The following is a 12,523-nucleotide window of genomic DNA, read 5'->3' on the forward strand; positions in this document are numbered from 1 at the left end:
ACCTCATTCAAAATAATTATCACGTTCCCCACATACCTTAACCATGTCAGATAATAAAAATGATTCTTCTGTATCAATTTTTGTGTATTTGCAAAGCATAATAGGTTCATTGATTTCCTTTGTAGTACCATCTTTATTTTCCCCTATAAATTTTTCGTACCTTCCAGAGAAAACCAAGTGTGGGCATCGCTGAATATATTTTGTATTACCAATTCTGGTATAGCAATAATCCGTATCTTTGGGGATTTTCTTTTTCATTTGTCTACGATTCATTCTTATAACACCCTTTTTCTATTTACTTAAAAAATCAATATACAAATCTACTAAACGAGTTAAATGTTATTTTTATTTATATAGTCATATCTTAATAATTTTATTTACTATAGTCAATTTATTTATTTCGTGTATAATAATTATTATGATTGTTATTTTAAAGTAATTGGAAGGGCAATAAAAATTCAAGGAGGTATTAGATATGGATTTGCAAATTAATGATTCTATATTGCTTGATGTTATTTTCGATGAGCAGGAGAATAATTATCCATTCACATTAAATGTATTGTTGAAGTTTTCTCAGCCATTGATTTGGGAACTGAATTATAATAATGAAACATATTTAGTTTATCTTTTACGGGATAAATCAACTCAAACTAAAAATGGTTTGATAACAACCCAAGAATTATTATTTAGTAAAGCAACTACAACTACAGTCTCAAAGTTATTGGGCTCTGAATTATCCATATCTGATGCATTCTTAACATCGGATACAATATGGAGAGCTGGGAAGATAGGAAATAAAATATATCCCAGAAAATCATTAAAAAGCTATAAAGAAATAAAAGATAGATTCCCAAGACAAGGCATACATTTGAAAGATATACATAGCATATAAAAAAGATGGCTTTTTATAAGCCATCTTTTTGTTATATTCCTTTACGTTGTGCTTCGTAAAATCTTTCATAAAAATTATCTGGTGTTACCAGGACAAAGAATCTCTCATAATATATGGGAGATAGCATGTCCAAAGAAAATGAATCTAAATTTCCTAACTCATTTCGAACATACATATATTTTTTCGTTATTTTTTCAATTGCATATTCTTTGTCATATTCAAACAAAAGGATTTTCCCATTCTCATTCATTCTCACTGTTGTACGAACGTGCGTTATCTCAACGCCCCTGAAGTCTTTCATCATACAGACGAACCACCTCTTTCCGCAACTTATTTTTTGTTAGAGATGAGGAATGTTTAATGATTAACTTTGAGTTTTCCCACATTCTTCTTAGTTTCCCTTTTTCCATCTACGCCTCATCTCCTTTTCCTATCAACTCCATCAAATTGTGATTTCGCAAGAAGACCTGCACATAGTCAACCGTATGTAATAACTTATTAAACAACTCTACATCTTTTGGTAAATCCATAATCATCCAGTCTTCATATAAGTTGCTGTTTGCTACTCTACACTTCTCTATGCATTTCTCATAATACTGTTCAACTTCTTTCTTATTACCCAACTTATGACAAGTAAAGAAGTTTCTATCAAATAAAATAGCAGGTTCTGTCATTTCAAACAGAACAGCCCCCCTATCCTCAAACAAATAAATACTTCCATGTTTTTCAGCAAAATTATACATAAATTCAATTTCCTCCCTCTTTATTTATGTTCTTTATCAAAGATGTGTGTTACAAAATTCTCTTCAATTTTAGCTAAAATATCTTCATTCTTAATCTCTAAATATGATTTTTTTACTTCTCGCAATCTCCAATTCCTAACAATCGCATTACTTCCGTAAACGCCCATTACAAACGCAAGTGCATTCCCAATGTTTTCATGACACCAATGTTCTGCAAATAATTGATGCTGGCCATTTGCATGAACAATAAGGTAGCTTTCCTTCTGCAACATTCCAGTTTCATTCAAATCTGGCTGATGTTGAACACAAAATACTTTTATATTTGCGATGGATTCCTCATGCTCTTTCGCCTGTTCATATGTATCAAATACCTGACCATCTATTGTTTTGTAAACTTTAACTTCTTCCATGATTAAGCACCCTTTCTGCATATTGTTTTGGCACTACATACCAACCTGTCTTTATTTCTTTAAAGGAAATATTGTCTACTTCTTGCCAATTGTTTAAATGTTCCTCTTTCTCTTCATCCCAATACTCATAAACTTCTTTTTGTTTATTCATTCGGTAATACACATTCTCATCTTCGTTCGCACAACAACAAATACATCCTTCTTCTAATTTTTTCATAACTTCTGAACTATCCATATATTCAACATCATAATCTTTCTCAATCGCTATAGATATTTTCATTAAGTTTCCACTTGTCCGTAACCATTCTTTCAATTCTTTATTTTTGTTTGATACCTCATAAATACTTACTAAAACTTCAATAGAAGACTGCCCCATTTGTTTTGCTTGTTGAATTTCAATTGCTACAAAATGGGGTATTGTAATCTTTTTCATATCAATCTATCTCCTTGTATATATTACTTTTATATCTGGAGCAATCACCTAAAAAGTAGAAACTTGAATTCCATCTATACAATCTATTATTATCCAAGCATCTATGTCGTTTCAGGAATTGTTCGAATTATGAAGAAACAAATTATGCGTTTTATTTTTATTCATTTTATTGTTTGCTTCTATATCTAAAGCACAAATAAGCTCATCTGAAATGTTTATACCCGCCAACGCCATAGCACCTAAGCAAATAACAGTCATAATATCCTTGTGTGTTTGTTCATGGATGATAGATTTTTCTTTATTGTATACTTTGAAAGTATACGAATTTAGCTTCGCATTACTCTCTAATGTAAAATCCACATGTTGCTTCTTTAATTCATCTAAGATTAGAAAATTTTGTTCCTCCTTTTTCAAGGGATTAAACTTATGAACTTCTATCATTTCTTGTCCATCCTTATCTACATATATACGAATAGGATTCCAATTTTCCTCACTGAACTTCCGCTCTACTTCTTTCCACTGCATATATCTTTTTGCTATTACATCTGCTACAAAACTTAAGATACACATTGCTTTTCCCCCTCTTTTTCTTTTTCAATAAACCAATTTCCATAAACGACATCATCCAATAACAATACAAAGTCTGATTCGTGAGTGATATGATGTTCTGGTTCTTCTGTATAAAATGTTTCCATTTCAATAAAGTATATTGATTTTTTACGGAATCGAATTTTCTTAAAAATTATTTTATTATTCTTAGATTCTTTATTCGTAACTACAATCCACTCTTTCATTACATTCCTTCGTAATTTATCTACAACATCTTTGAATTGACAAAATAAAACCTGTTCCTCTTTCATTTTCTCTACACAAGTTTCGCAAAAGTAGCCAGATACCTTATCATCATTATCTTCCATGCTTACATGCAGTTCTGCTATCACATTGCAAAATCGACAATATTGAATTTCTCTTGTAAATTTCGGTGAAATAAGCATTTGTTTTTTACACATAACACATATCCCCTTTTAGTTAATTTCGTTGAATTTTTTCATTAAGAACGAATACTTTTCTTTCATATATTTCCGTTTTTCATAATCATCAATCATAGGAGAAATTACCGTGTAATAATGAAAAAATCCTATCATAAATCCAATACTTAAAGCTGATGTAATAATTGAAACTTCTATCCAATCCATTTCGTTTATATATAACTGTATTCCTAATACAGTTATAATAACTGCAAATATGATGCAAAATCCCATTCCTTTATCTTTCATATAGATATGAAAAGAAAATTTTAGTCTGTCCTTTTTACTTAGTTTGACTATTTGAAACACCCCCGCTTTTCATTGACTATAGTTTATGAATAATGATAAACTAAATCTATAAAAAATAAAAGTTTTAATTTGACTTTACCAGCCAAGATAGAGTCATAGCCTTTACTACATAGTGAATATGTGATGCGTTTATTTAGGAGTGAATAAATATGATTCAAACAAAAATTATGTTTTTTGATGGATGTGGAAATTTTCATGACGAAAAAATCACGGCACAAAACATGCGTGATTTAGAAGAGTTAATTCTTATTATTCAACAGGAATTATCGATTAAATGGGCATATCCTGATAATCAAAAAACTGTTATAAGATGGCGTAAAATGAATGACCCTTGCCAAGAAGAAATTAGTTTAAAAGTAGAGATTGATTTACTGCAAGAAAAACAATTTATTGCGTTTTTAAATGAACATGGGTGGTTCTACACGAATTCTTTATATTTATGGCGAGTAGATATAAACAATGAAGAAGACAAGGAAATCATTCACTCACTGCCTTACGTAATCCTAATATCTGATATGGCAAAGATAACATTAGATTAATGTAATAGCTTGAAACACAGCGTAAAACTATTTCGAAATGCGTATAAGATATAAAGACTTGTTTTTCACTAATAAAAAAGAAAGAGGTGATACGATATGGTCACAGAAAGAACAGTAGCAGTATACAAACAAGATGGTAACAACTATATTCGTCAATATTCATTCCCTACTGAAAATCGTCCATTTGTAATTGGAGAAGTCATTCGTGGAGCAGATGGAGGGAATTATAGAATCTTTGAACTTGATGTTGAAGTGGCCGTTGTTCCTGAAATAAAACCTTCTGATTAGAGAGCTTTCATGCTCTCTATCTTTATATTCAAAGTAAGTTCTCAGTTCAAATTAGGAGATGGTAAAATGAAATCATTAGAAGAATTACTAAGAATGAAGCCCGAAAAAGTTAAATTAACCCCTCTTCTTATTGCACAGTATTTCATTTCTAAGGGAGGGAATATAGACCATCTGAAACTGCAAAAATTAGTGTATTATGCTCAAGCATGGTTTGTAACTATTTATCCAGACAAAGAACCGCTATTTGATGAACAAATTGAAGCTTGGTCACACGGTCCAGTGGCTCGTTCTGTCCATAATCGCTTTCGTAAATACGGAATAAATAGACTTGAGAATAACAACTACTTATGGGATGAAGAAAAAACAGACCCTATGTAGATATAATTAATCGTTGTGTATACTGTCCAAAGGAAGTTTGGATTCAATTCTTAGAAGATGAATTAAGGAATTCAAAGGGAGTAAAGAAATACTTAGTTCCTGAAAAACAAAGAATGATTAAAGAGTTGGAGAAATATAAAGACTATCAATTCATAGATGTTCTGAGTCTATTCAAAGTAAAAATCAATCATTAAATCTTAATATTATTTTATATTTATATAAGTTAGTATAAAGTCTATAATAAAAAGAGTTTATATATCTGGTATTTTAAAAAAATATTATTACAAGGAGTGTTTTATTATGAAAGATTCTTACTCATTATGTTGGATTAATAGACCAAAATGGGGAGATGAAGGTACTTATAAAAAATCTATGCCATTCGGTTCTATTGATGAAATCATTAGCACGATGAAAAGTTGCTACTATAGAGGAGAATGGATTGAAGATGCAAATGGAAATAAAGTAGATGTCGATTTATCGAAGTACACTTTAAAAGAAGAGAACTAAATAACAAAATAAAATTATAAATGAATCAAAATTCATTTTAATTAGGAGGAGTAATAACATAGAAAACGAAAACTGGTGTCATGGATGCGATAAACATTTTGATGATTGTGAATGTTGGGAATGCGAAGAATGTGGTGATGTAGTAGAAGATGGTGAAACTTTATGCAAACATTGTAAAGAGGAAGATGAAGAAGATGCATAAAACCCTGGTATTTAGGAGCTCTATAAATATAAAAGTTCCTTAAATTAACATTTTAAAAAAGATTTTCATCTAAGACATATAAAAGGAATTGCTCTATGAACGAGCAATTCCTTTTTCTAATTTCTCAAATTCCTTTTCGTATCGTTTCCATCGTTTATTTAAAAACTCATTTTCTTCTTTTGATAGATAACTTCCTTTGCAATGTCTTTTTTCAATAAACCCTGGAACTTCGTCATTGAAATGATAAAAGAAGAATTCACCATGTTCTAATAAATATAGTATAGGAATCTCATCATCCATTAAGAAGTATTCTTTAAATGCCTTTATATCATGAGTATTGAGACATGGCATCAAAATAAAATTTTTAAAATTAGCAATCAAATAATGTTCATATTCAGGAATATCCATTTTTAGTAACGACAAACATTGAACATCTGCAATTACAGAAACATCCATTGCACGATTAATTGAAAAGAAATCATCAAATCCCGACATCCAAATATTCAAGTCTTTAATATAAAGATTATTATTGTTCTTACCTTTTTTTCTTTTGTTATTAATACATGCTTGTGTATATACTCCAGATATTAATTGTGGAAGCATTCTCGCAATGTTTTTATCTAAGGTATAGCCTTCTAAATTAAAAATAACAACTTCTCTACTTTTAAGGTGCTTAACAAAATCAATTTCTTCAAATTCTCCTTCTTCCTTCGTGTTAAAAATGTGAGATACTTTAGAATTTGATGTTAAACGAGATAACATGATTCTTAATCCACTATTATGGTCAAAAGTTTTACTATCCTTTTCAAAATATTTTCCCATATACATTACTGTGAATTTATCAGCATCCTCTAATGAACAATACACATCAAATAGTTCTTCGCCTTTTTTATTTGCATTATTAACAAAATCACTTAATTCTTGTAAAGTAATGTGATTATCAAAAATCTTATTTAGGATTTTTATTGAAAACTCTAAAACAAGTTCGTGTAAATCTAAGAAAAATTGAGGACTACATATCAGTACCCTTCTAACTATTTTTTTCATTAAATTTATAACAAAGTCTTCCTCTCCCTTCAATGGATTAAATTTTACGTTTTTAAAATAAGGATTAAAATAGACTACGTTCCTTCTATTACTCTTTGCGAACACATACGCAATCTTTGCAATATCCCCTTTTGTATCAAATACTGTTATGCCATGTTTCTTTTGTTCCATATCTTGTTTCAGCATTGGGATATGTAACATCGCTGGAATTCCAGTACCTACACCTCCTACAATCAGAGTATTAAACTTTCTACTTTCGTCTTTTAAAAATACTTTCTTATTGCTATCCATATCTCTTCCAACAAGTAAACTATTATTTTTCATCTTCATTCCCCCTTTTTAAATTAACTATAGTTAATAATATTGCTGTAGGGAGCTTGTTATAACTCATTTCTTGTTCTATAAATCCACATAATTGTCTTGAACCACAGAGAATGTGTTCTGAAACGAATAGTTTCTGCACTGTAATCATTGATTTATAGAAAATAAAAAAGAGACCTATTATGGTCTCTGCTAATCTCTTGTCAATCCTGACACGCATGTCTCATACGAAGATGAGCAATCTCTTCATACGCTAATATATTTGTAATCAAATCCTACATTTGTTAATTAATCTAATGCATCTACTATCCAGTTTCGCATGAGCTTCTTACCAGACAGCATTGCTAAAATTTGAGGAAAAGGAAGAAATTTCTTTACATACACACCACTTTTATCTCGTAAAAGAACTTTATTTTGAGAGTCTATAAGAATAGGTACATATAATTTACTACTAATAGGAAAGAATTCTTCTCTTGATTTCTTAAATTCGTTTGTATTTATATTTTTTATCAAATTTTCCACCTCTTCATCATTATTATTATTTATTAGAGTAATTGTGTTCTTTTTATTGAGTTTTCTTTGGATAAATACGCTCTCCTGTATCTACTTCTAACAACTTCCATCCAGATACGACAAAACGATTATCCAATTCAACTGTTATACACATTCCCCAACGACTAACATCTGTTACTATATAAATACCATTCTGTTTATCTACCCATTTCCTCAGTCTTTCATCCATTGATTCTATACTTGTTTGACCAGAATCGAATTCTTGATATTTAATTGGTGTGTCCCAATCAACTCTTACTAACTTTCCGATAGGATAACAATTTTCCATCCCCTTCTTTTTATACATTTTCTCTTTTTGAACATATTCATCTTTCATTTTTTGATTAATCATACACAAACTCCTTATCTGAAGTTACCTTCATAACATTGTTATTTCTGTAGATTGTTCAGTTCTTCATTTATAATTGTTAAAACATGCTGATTCAAAAAGTATTTATCGTCATTCATGATTCTATTTGCCAAGTCATTATCCCCCAAATGCTTAGCAACACCAATCGCAATTGCAGGGCTTCGACTTACACCTGCTCCACAATGAATGACAAAAGAATCCGCTTTTCTATGTTGTTCTACAAAAGAAAATAAATGTCGAGCTTGGCACTTAGAAAAAATATTGTATTTCACTAAGTTACTTTTCTTCCACTCATCTTCTGTCATATGTAAATCATAGAAGTACAGTTCTAAAATCCCTTTGTATTGTGAAGGATTCTCTAATGGCGGAAGTTCCCCATCTTTATCAGCAATACGAATCATTACAGGATAATCCCAATCTGAATGATATCCAATTGCTTGGTCTTGCATTAACACAATACATTTGTCTTCCTCTAATCTTTCTAATTCAGGAAAAATATCTTTATATGATGCCTCTTTACCATCTATAAAAACCCCAGGTGTTTCAGAATTTAATTTCACTTCAAGCCCTAACAATTCAGCGAGCGCAATTGCCTTGCTCTTGTCAAGTTCAGATTCCCCCATCTTTTTACATCCCCTTCTTTAAAAACTCATATGCATCAGATTTTTCACAAGCATCATCTCGTTCTTCATACTCCATTCCACAGATATTACAATTATGAGGAAACTCTACACTTGGTTGCTCTCCTTCTTTATAGGAATCCATTACTCTAAAACATTCTGTACATAAGATTTCATTTTTTTGAACAAGGATACCCGCAGATACAAGACTTTCACATACATCAATTGCTTCTTTTGTTGATAAATCAAATCGTTTCACTAACATCGTATACCGAAAAGATTTTACTAACCCTTTTGATAATTTTAAAATATACTCTTTTGCTTTCTTTTGATTTTCATTCATAAATAACATCTCTCCACTCTTTTTGTTAAATATTTCGGTAAAATAAATTTTATTTATATTATATAATTTATTGACTATAGTTTTTAATGATTATATCATAAATACAAAATGATGAACAGAACCAGACATGGTAATTACGTTAGATTTTACAGATGGATACAAGGAGATAACTTGTAGGGAAATATGTAAAGATTATGTTAAAGGACGAGGAATATAATTTTTTCATTCCCTGTAAACCAGATACATCACAAAAGGTATTATAGGTCTTCGTGCTAAGGATACTACTTAGTTAATCTACGAAAGAAAGAGTGATAAACATGCCAAGAAAAATACGAAAAAGAGAAGAAATAAAACCATTAACAATTGAAGAAAGACGAGGAAAAGAATTAGACAGACTTAGAACGGATAGAGCATTTACTCCCTCCCCTACTTATCAACATAAAATCGGAGATTCAGTAAGTGTTGGTTGTTTGGAAAATGCAAAAGTAGAAGCTATTTATGATGATGGTTGTTTTTATGAAGTCTCTTATCAAAAAATGATGAAAGTCGGAGGAGAAAAGAAATATACGGATGCAATTGGTTGGTATGAATGGATGAAGGTAAGAACTATCCCTGATGAATCTGGAACTAATTTTGTTAAAGAAGACAATGTTCGATTAGAATTTTTTCAGGTAACAGTCAATTCAATTCTTCACAAATTGTACCATTTAGGTATTGACACATCCCCTTTCTATCAAAGAGATTATGTATGGTCACAAGAAGATAAAGAAGCTTTAATTGATAGCATTTTTAATCATGTTGAGCTTGGTAAGTTCGTTCTTATCTTCAGAGGATACGAAGGTGATATATACGAAATCTTGGATGGAAAACAGAGATTGTCTGCTTTACAAGAATTCTTTGAAGATAGATTTCCTTACAAAGGAAAATATTTTAGTCAACTAACTCAGAGAGACCAAAATCATTTTGCGAATTACTCCATTTCATTAGCCGAAAGTCAAAACGAATTAACAGAGAAACAAAAATTAAAATACTTTATTCGTCTAAATACGACTGGTCGTGTAATGGATAAAAATCACCTAAAAAAAGTAAAAAAAATGTATCATGATACAAATAAGTAAAACGAAATAAGCGAACGTATTTTCTGTTTTTCATTGTCATTCCACACATAGAATGCTATAATGTATAGGAAAGTGTTCATAACAATCTATCTTTTGTACATTTACCATAAGTTTGCGATGAAGAAAGACTCTCTATTAAAAATTTTAATAAAGGGTCTTTTTTTTATTGTGCATAATTACCTAATAGGCTTGTCTATTTTAACTGCACTATTTGCTAATTTCTTCTGTTCTTTTGCAAAATGAACTTCTTTTTACCCTCCACCAACTTCATTGACAATAGTGAACAAAAAATAGTAATCTATTCATATAATATATAACCTGAATATTCATTGTATGTTTAAAAATGCCTATAACCGTTTTTATCTATATCCTTTCTTTTGTAAATAATTATTATATAATTCATTAATTCTTATAAATAAATTACTTAGTATATAGGTTTATGTTTCGGAGGGGTTTTAAATCTAAGGAAAGGTGATGTTTATATGTTTCAGTTTTTAACATCTATTTTTTGTAAAAGGAAAAACAGTTCTTCTGAAGAGCAATCAATACTTCCCTCCCCTCTGCTTCTAACACCAAAACAAGGGGCAGATAAATTAGGGGTACCATATGAGGATGATTCCTTATTGTTCAAAAAATAAATCAACGTGAAAACCCATGTATTACTAAAAGTGAATTTTTATCTATCAATTCAATTTATTATCGGTCTTCTTTAGCTGAAGAAATATCCGATTTATTACGGGAAAATGATTCCGTAATAAATGTTACGTTTGCAGGAACAAGGGTTTATATCACTTCAAAAGATAAAAATTTAGGCTCCTTTTACATGGATATCAAACGAATACCTGACAACGTTGAGGATGGTTATTTTGAATAAGGTATATGTAACAGTTGAAGAAAGAAAATTGTTGGAGCGTTATTTACATATAATGAATAACAGACAACTTCATATCGGTCAGAGAAGACTTGCGAAAATGAGATTTGACATGATTTATGAAAGAGCTAAACGAAAGTCTGAATAGAAAGTAGGTGTTATTTTGAATGATTTTATTTTAGGTTTAAAAATTTACTTATTAATTGGATTGTTTACTCCTATATTATTTGCGATATATGAAGCAGTTAAATATAAAGAGAAACCCGATTTTACACTTAATGTGGTGGATTGTACCGAAGATACAACAAAGTTAAATATGTGTCGAGACATACTATTCATGTACATTACTTTTTTATTCTTATGGCCATTGGTTTTATTTGCTATAAAAACCTCTCCTTTTCGTAATAATTAAAGAAACAGAAAGATGGTGATATATATGAATACTCTATTTCTAATTGCAAAAATTTATCTGCTAATTGGATTTTTAACTCTTATAGGAGGAATTATTCATAATTCAATTAGTCTTAAAGAAAGACCTGATTTTACATTTGGAGAGACAAAATTTGTGGAGATTGTAAAAGTCTATTGCATCTCCATCTTTGCATGGCCCGTTGCGATTGCTTGTGCAATCATAGGATACACTCGTGATGGATGGATTTAAAAATACAGAAAGTAGGTGATTGTAATGGAAATATTTATCCTGATTTGCATTATATATTTTTCATTAGGAATTCTTTTTACATTCGGCATGATATATACAAGGGCTATACGAGATAAAGAGAAGCCCGATTTTAAAATTGGAGAAGATACCTACCTAAATGCAATGAAATATTATGTAATTGCTATTTTCTTGTGGTGGTTGTGTTTATTTGTATTTATCTGCATGTCCAAACGTGGTGGATGGATTTAGTAAGAAAGGAGATGAATAATGGTGTTCTTATTTATTGTAAAGATATACTTGCTTGCAGGAATATTATTTTTACTTTCAATGATTGTTGTACGAGCTGTTAAAGAGAAATCAGGCATTAACCTTATGCTTGGAGCTTCCAATTTTAAAGATGCTGTAAAAAGCTATGCAGTTGCCATTTTCTTATGGTGGCTTTGCATAATTGCATTTTTCTTTGTATATAGAAATGAAGATTCTGATAAAAAAGGAGAAAAATAAAAATGGTTGATTTAATTTATTTATTGAGCAAATCGGAACACGCTTCAGTTTATAAAATGCATTCAGAGGTATCAAATTGGGATGGCGTATTAGTGATTGTAAGGAAAGATGATGGTTACACAACCATACATGTTGAAGGAACAAAACTACCTACCATATCAAATGTTTTAGGTGAACAAAAATACAAAGGTGGAAAAACCCTTCCCTTAATCGGTGCTGTTACAAAAGCTCGTTACGAATATCTTTACACAAAGAATAAATATGAAGTGACACGCTCCCCTTCCTGCCAAGTAAAGTCATAAACTTACAATATGTTCATTTTATAAACATTTTATTCCAACATTAGCAAAATACTATATGAATTTGTAAGAATTTCTTGTATAGTAA

Annotated in this window: 23 protein-coding genes; 10 read left to right on the forward strand and 13 right to left on the reverse strand. The window is 30.2% G+C overall.

Features of this window, described 5'->3' with window-relative positions:
- Nucleotides 1-3: 3 nt before the first annotated feature.
- A complete protein-coding gene (locus ACIQ7L_RS11690; RefSeq protein WP_400569240.1) occupies nt 4-273 on the reverse strand; it encodes a hypothetical protein in 270 nt (89 codons plus the stop codon).
- Nucleotides 274-475: 202 nt separating this feature from the next.
- Between ACIQ7L_RS11690 and ACIQ7L_RS11695 the strand changes: the two genes are divergently transcribed.
- Entirely contained in the window at nt 476-892 is a 417-nt protein-coding gene (locus tag ACIQ7L_RS11695; protein WP_400569242.1) for a hypothetical protein, read from the forward strand.
- 31 nt (nt 893-923) lie between these two features.
- On the opposite strand, the gene ACIQ7L_RS11700 is transcribed toward ACIQ7L_RS11695, so the two are convergent.
- From ACIQ7L_RS11700 to ACIQ7L_RS11730, 7 genes are all read right to left on the reverse strand, one after another.
- Entirely contained in the window at nt 924-1,196 is a 273-nt protein-coding gene (locus ACIQ7L_RS11700) for a hypothetical protein (protein ID WP_400569244.1), read from the reverse strand.
- 106 nt (nt 1,197-1,302) lie between these two features.
- Nucleotides 1,303-1,635 carry a hypothetical protein gene (locus ACIQ7L_RS11705; protein ID WP_400569246.1) on the reverse strand — a complete coding sequence of 111 codons (333 nt, stop codon included), beginning with the start codon at nt 1,633-1,635 and terminating at the stop codon, nt 1,303-1,305.
- 20 nt (nt 1,636-1,655) lie between these two features.
- Nucleotides 1,656-2,045, reverse strand: a complete 390-nt coding sequence (locus ACIQ7L_RS11710) for a hypothetical protein (RefSeq protein WP_400569248.1) — start codon at nt 2,043-2,045, stop codon at nt 1,656-1,658.
- On the reverse strand, nt 2,032-2,478 hold the full coding sequence (locus tag ACIQ7L_RS11715; protein WP_400569249.1) for a hypothetical protein: 447 nt from the start codon (nt 2,476-2,478) through the stop codon (nt 2,032-2,034). The genes ACIQ7L_RS11710 and ACIQ7L_RS11715 overlap by 14 nt, the downstream gene beginning before the upstream one ends.
- Nucleotides 2,479-2,589: 111 nt before the next feature.
- Nucleotides 2,590-3,048 carry a hypothetical protein gene (locus ACIQ7L_RS11720; protein WP_400569251.1) on the reverse strand — a complete coding sequence of 153 codons (459 nt, stop codon included), beginning with the start codon at nt 3,046-3,048 and terminating at the stop codon, nt 2,590-2,592.
- Nucleotides 3,036-3,488 (reverse strand): hypothetical protein, encoded by a 453-nt coding sequence (locus ACIQ7L_RS11725; protein ID WP_400569253.1) that lies wholly within the window; start codon nt 3,486-3,488, stop codon nt 3,036-3,038. The genes ACIQ7L_RS11720 and ACIQ7L_RS11725 overlap by 13 nt, the downstream gene beginning before the upstream one ends.
- Before the next feature lie 15 nt (nt 3,489-3,503).
- A complete protein-coding gene (locus tag ACIQ7L_RS11730; protein ID WP_400569254.1) occupies nt 3,504-3,740 on the reverse strand; it encodes a hypothetical protein in 237 nt (78 codons plus the stop codon).
- Nucleotides 3,741-3,964: 224 nt separating this feature from the next.
- On the opposite strand from ACIQ7L_RS11730, the gene ACIQ7L_RS11735 reads away from it, so the two are divergent.
- From ACIQ7L_RS11735 to ACIQ7L_RS11750, 4 genes are all read left to right on the forward strand, one after another.
- Nucleotides 3,965-4,354, forward strand: a complete 390-nt coding sequence (locus ACIQ7L_RS11735) for a hypothetical protein (protein WP_400569256.1) — start codon at nt 3,965-3,967, stop codon at nt 4,352-4,354.
- A 96-nt stretch (nt 4,355-4,450) separates the two neighbouring features.
- A complete protein-coding gene (locus tag ACIQ7L_RS11740; RefSeq protein WP_400569257.1) occupies nt 4,451-4,642 on the forward strand; it encodes a hypothetical protein in 192 nt (63 codons plus the stop codon).
- 66 nt (nt 4,643-4,708) lie between these two features.
- A complete protein-coding gene (locus ACIQ7L_RS11745) occupies nt 4,709-5,020 on the forward strand; it encodes a Panacea domain-containing protein (RefSeq protein WP_400569259.1) in 312 nt (103 codons plus the stop codon).
- 300 nt (nt 5,021-5,320) lie between these two features.
- The gene (locus ACIQ7L_RS11750; protein WP_400569261.1) at nt 5,321-5,527 is read left to right on the forward strand and encodes a hypothetical protein; all 207 of its coding nucleotides are present in this window, start codon (nt 5,321-5,323) and stop codon (nt 5,525-5,527) included.
- 295 nt (nt 5,528-5,822) lie between these two features.
- Here ACIQ7L_RS11750 and ACIQ7L_RS11755 read toward each other — a convergent pair whose 3' ends face one another.
- From ACIQ7L_RS11755 to ACIQ7L_RS11775, 5 genes are all read right to left on the reverse strand, one after another.
- Nucleotides 5,823-7,100, reverse strand: a complete 1,278-nt coding sequence (locus ACIQ7L_RS11755) for a type IV secretory system conjugative DNA transfer family protein (protein ID WP_400569262.1) — start codon at nt 7,098-7,100, stop codon at nt 5,823-5,825.
- A 285-nt stretch (nt 7,101-7,385) separates the two neighbouring features.
- The gene (locus ACIQ7L_RS11760; protein WP_400569264.1) at nt 7,386-7,619 is read right to left on the reverse strand and encodes a hypothetical protein; all 234 of its coding nucleotides are present in this window, start codon (nt 7,617-7,619) and stop codon (nt 7,386-7,388) included.
- 43 nt (nt 7,620-7,662) lie between these two features.
- Nucleotides 7,663-8,001, reverse strand: coding sequence for a hypothetical protein (locus ACIQ7L_RS11765; RefSeq protein ID WP_400569266.1), 339 nt, complete (start codon nt 7,999-8,001; stop codon nt 7,663-7,665).
- Nucleotides 8,002-8,039: 38 nt separating this feature from the next.
- A complete protein-coding gene (locus tag ACIQ7L_RS11770; RefSeq protein WP_400569268.1) occupies nt 8,040-8,642 on the reverse strand; it encodes a protein-tyrosine phosphatase family protein in 603 nt (200 codons plus the stop codon).
- A 4-nt stretch (nt 8,643-8,646) separates the two neighbouring features.
- Nucleotides 8,647-8,982 carry a hypothetical protein gene (locus ACIQ7L_RS11775; RefSeq protein ID WP_400569269.1) on the reverse strand — a complete coding sequence of 112 codons (336 nt, stop codon included), beginning with the start codon at nt 8,980-8,982 and terminating at the stop codon, nt 8,647-8,649.
- 317 nt (nt 8,983-9,299) lie between these two features.
- On the opposite strand from ACIQ7L_RS11775, the gene ACIQ7L_RS11780 reads away from it, so the two are divergent.
- From ACIQ7L_RS11780 to ACIQ7L_RS11800, 5 genes are all read left to right on the forward strand, one after another.
- Nucleotides 9,300-10,100: a GmrSD restriction endonuclease domain-containing protein gene (locus tag ACIQ7L_RS11780; RefSeq protein ID WP_400569271.1), complete on the forward strand. Its 801-nt coding sequence runs from the start codon at nt 9,300-9,302 to the stop codon at nt 10,098-10,100.
- Between the two features lie 866 nt (nt 10,101-10,966).
- Nucleotides 10,967-11,119: a hypothetical protein gene (locus tag ACIQ7L_RS11785; RefSeq protein ID WP_400569391.1), complete on the forward strand. Its 153-nt coding sequence runs from the start codon at nt 10,967-10,969 to the stop codon at nt 11,117-11,119.
- Between the two features lie 288 nt (nt 11,120-11,407).
- Nucleotides 11,408-11,632 carry a hypothetical protein gene (locus ACIQ7L_RS11790; RefSeq protein WP_400569272.1) on the forward strand — a complete coding sequence of 75 codons (225 nt, stop codon included), beginning with the start codon at nt 11,408-11,410 and terminating at the stop codon, nt 11,630-11,632.
- Between the two features lie 267 nt (nt 11,633-11,899).
- Nucleotides 11,900-12,136: a hypothetical protein gene (locus ACIQ7L_RS11795; RefSeq protein ID WP_400569274.1), complete on the forward strand. Its 237-nt coding sequence runs from the start codon at nt 11,900-11,902 to the stop codon at nt 12,134-12,136.
- Nucleotides 12,137-12,138: 2 nt separating this feature from the next.
- Entirely contained in the window at nt 12,139-12,438 is a 300-nt protein-coding gene (locus ACIQ7L_RS11800) for a hypothetical protein (RefSeq protein WP_400569275.1), read from the forward strand.
- The last annotated feature ends 85 nt before the right edge of the window (nt 12,439-12,523 follow it).

The organism is Bacillus sp. NPDC094106, assembly GCF_044764345.1.
Classification (GTDB): domain Bacteria; phylum Bacillota; class Bacilli; order Bacillales; family Bacillaceae_G; genus Bacillus_A.

What these genes read in the sequence shown, in the direction of transcription:
- ACIQ7L_RS11690 (WP_400569240.1), bottom strand. Translation starts at nt 273, where the DNA reads ATGAATCGTAGACAAATGAAAAAGAAAATCCCCAAAGATACGGATTAT.
- ACIQ7L_RS11695 (WP_400569242.1), top strand. Translation starts at nt 476, where the DNA reads ATGGATTTGCAAATTAATGATTCTATATTGCTTGATGTTATTTTCGAT.
- ACIQ7L_RS11700 (WP_400569244.1), bottom strand. Translation starts at nt 1,196, where the DNA reads ATGATGAAAGACTTCAGGGGCGTTGAGATAACGCACGTTCGTACAACA.
- ACIQ7L_RS11705 (WP_400569246.1), bottom strand. Translation starts at nt 1,635, where the DNA reads ATGTATAATTTTGCTGAAAAACATGGAAGTATTTATTTGTTTGAGGAT.
- ACIQ7L_RS11710 (WP_400569248.1), bottom strand. Translation starts at nt 2,045, where the DNA reads ATGGAAGAAGTTAAAGTTTACAAAACAATAGATGGTCAGGTATTTGAT.
- ACIQ7L_RS11715 (WP_400569249.1), bottom strand. Translation starts at nt 2,478, where the DNA reads ATGAAAAAGATTACAATACCCCATTTTGTAGCAATTGAAATTCAACAA.
- ACIQ7L_RS11720 (WP_400569251.1), bottom strand. Translation starts at nt 3,048, where the DNA reads ATGTGTATCTTAAGTTTTGTAGCAGATGTAATAGCAAAAAGATATATG.
- ACIQ7L_RS11725 (WP_400569253.1), bottom strand. Translation starts at nt 3,488, where the DNA reads ATGTGTAAAAAACAAATGCTTATTTCACCGAAATTTACAAGAGAAATT.
- ACIQ7L_RS11730 (WP_400569254.1), bottom strand. Translation starts at nt 3,740, where the DNA reads ATGGGATTTTGCATCATATTTGCAGTTATTATAACTGTATTAGGAATA.
- ACIQ7L_RS11735 (WP_400569256.1), top strand. Translation starts at nt 3,965, where the DNA reads ATGATTCAAACAAAAATTATGTTTTTTGATGGATGTGGAAATTTTCAT.
- ACIQ7L_RS11740 (WP_400569257.1), top strand. Translation starts at nt 4,451, where the DNA reads ATGGTCACAGAAAGAACAGTAGCAGTATACAAACAAGATGGTAACAAC.
- ACIQ7L_RS11745 (WP_400569259.1), top strand. Translation starts at nt 4,709, where the DNA reads ATGAAATCATTAGAAGAATTACTAAGAATGAAGCCCGAAAAAGTTAAA.
- ACIQ7L_RS11750 (WP_400569261.1), top strand. Translation starts at nt 5,321, where the DNA reads ATGAAAGATTCTTACTCATTATGTTGGATTAATAGACCAAAATGGGGA.
- ACIQ7L_RS11755 (WP_400569262.1), bottom strand. Translation starts at nt 7,100, where the DNA reads ATGAAAAATAATAGTTTACTTGTTGGAAGAGATATGGATAGCAATAAG.
- ACIQ7L_RS11765 (WP_400569266.1), bottom strand. Translation starts at nt 8,001, where the DNA reads ATGATTAATCAAAAAATGAAAGATGAATATGTTCAAAAAGAGAAAATG.
- ACIQ7L_RS11770 (WP_400569268.1), bottom strand. Translation starts at nt 8,642, where the DNA reads ATGGGGGAATCTGAACTTGACAAGAGCAAGGCAATTGCGCTCGCTGAA.
- ACIQ7L_RS11775 (WP_400569269.1), bottom strand. Translation starts at nt 8,982, where the DNA reads ATGAATGAAAATCAAAAGAAAGCAAAAGAGTATATTTTAAAATTATCA.
- ACIQ7L_RS11780 (WP_400569271.1), top strand. Translation starts at nt 9,300, where the DNA reads ATGCCAAGAAAAATACGAAAAAGAGAAGAAATAAAACCATTAACAATT.
- ACIQ7L_RS11790 (WP_400569272.1), top strand. Translation starts at nt 11,408, where the DNA reads ATGAATACTCTATTTCTAATTGCAAAAATTTATCTGCTAATTGGATTT.
- ACIQ7L_RS11795 (WP_400569274.1), top strand. Translation starts at nt 11,900, where the DNA reads ATGGTGTTCTTATTTATTGTAAAGATATACTTGCTTGCAGGAATATTA.
- ACIQ7L_RS11800 (WP_400569275.1), top strand. Translation starts at nt 12,139, where the DNA reads ATGGTTGATTTAATTTATTTATTGAGCAAATCGGAACACGCTTCAGTT.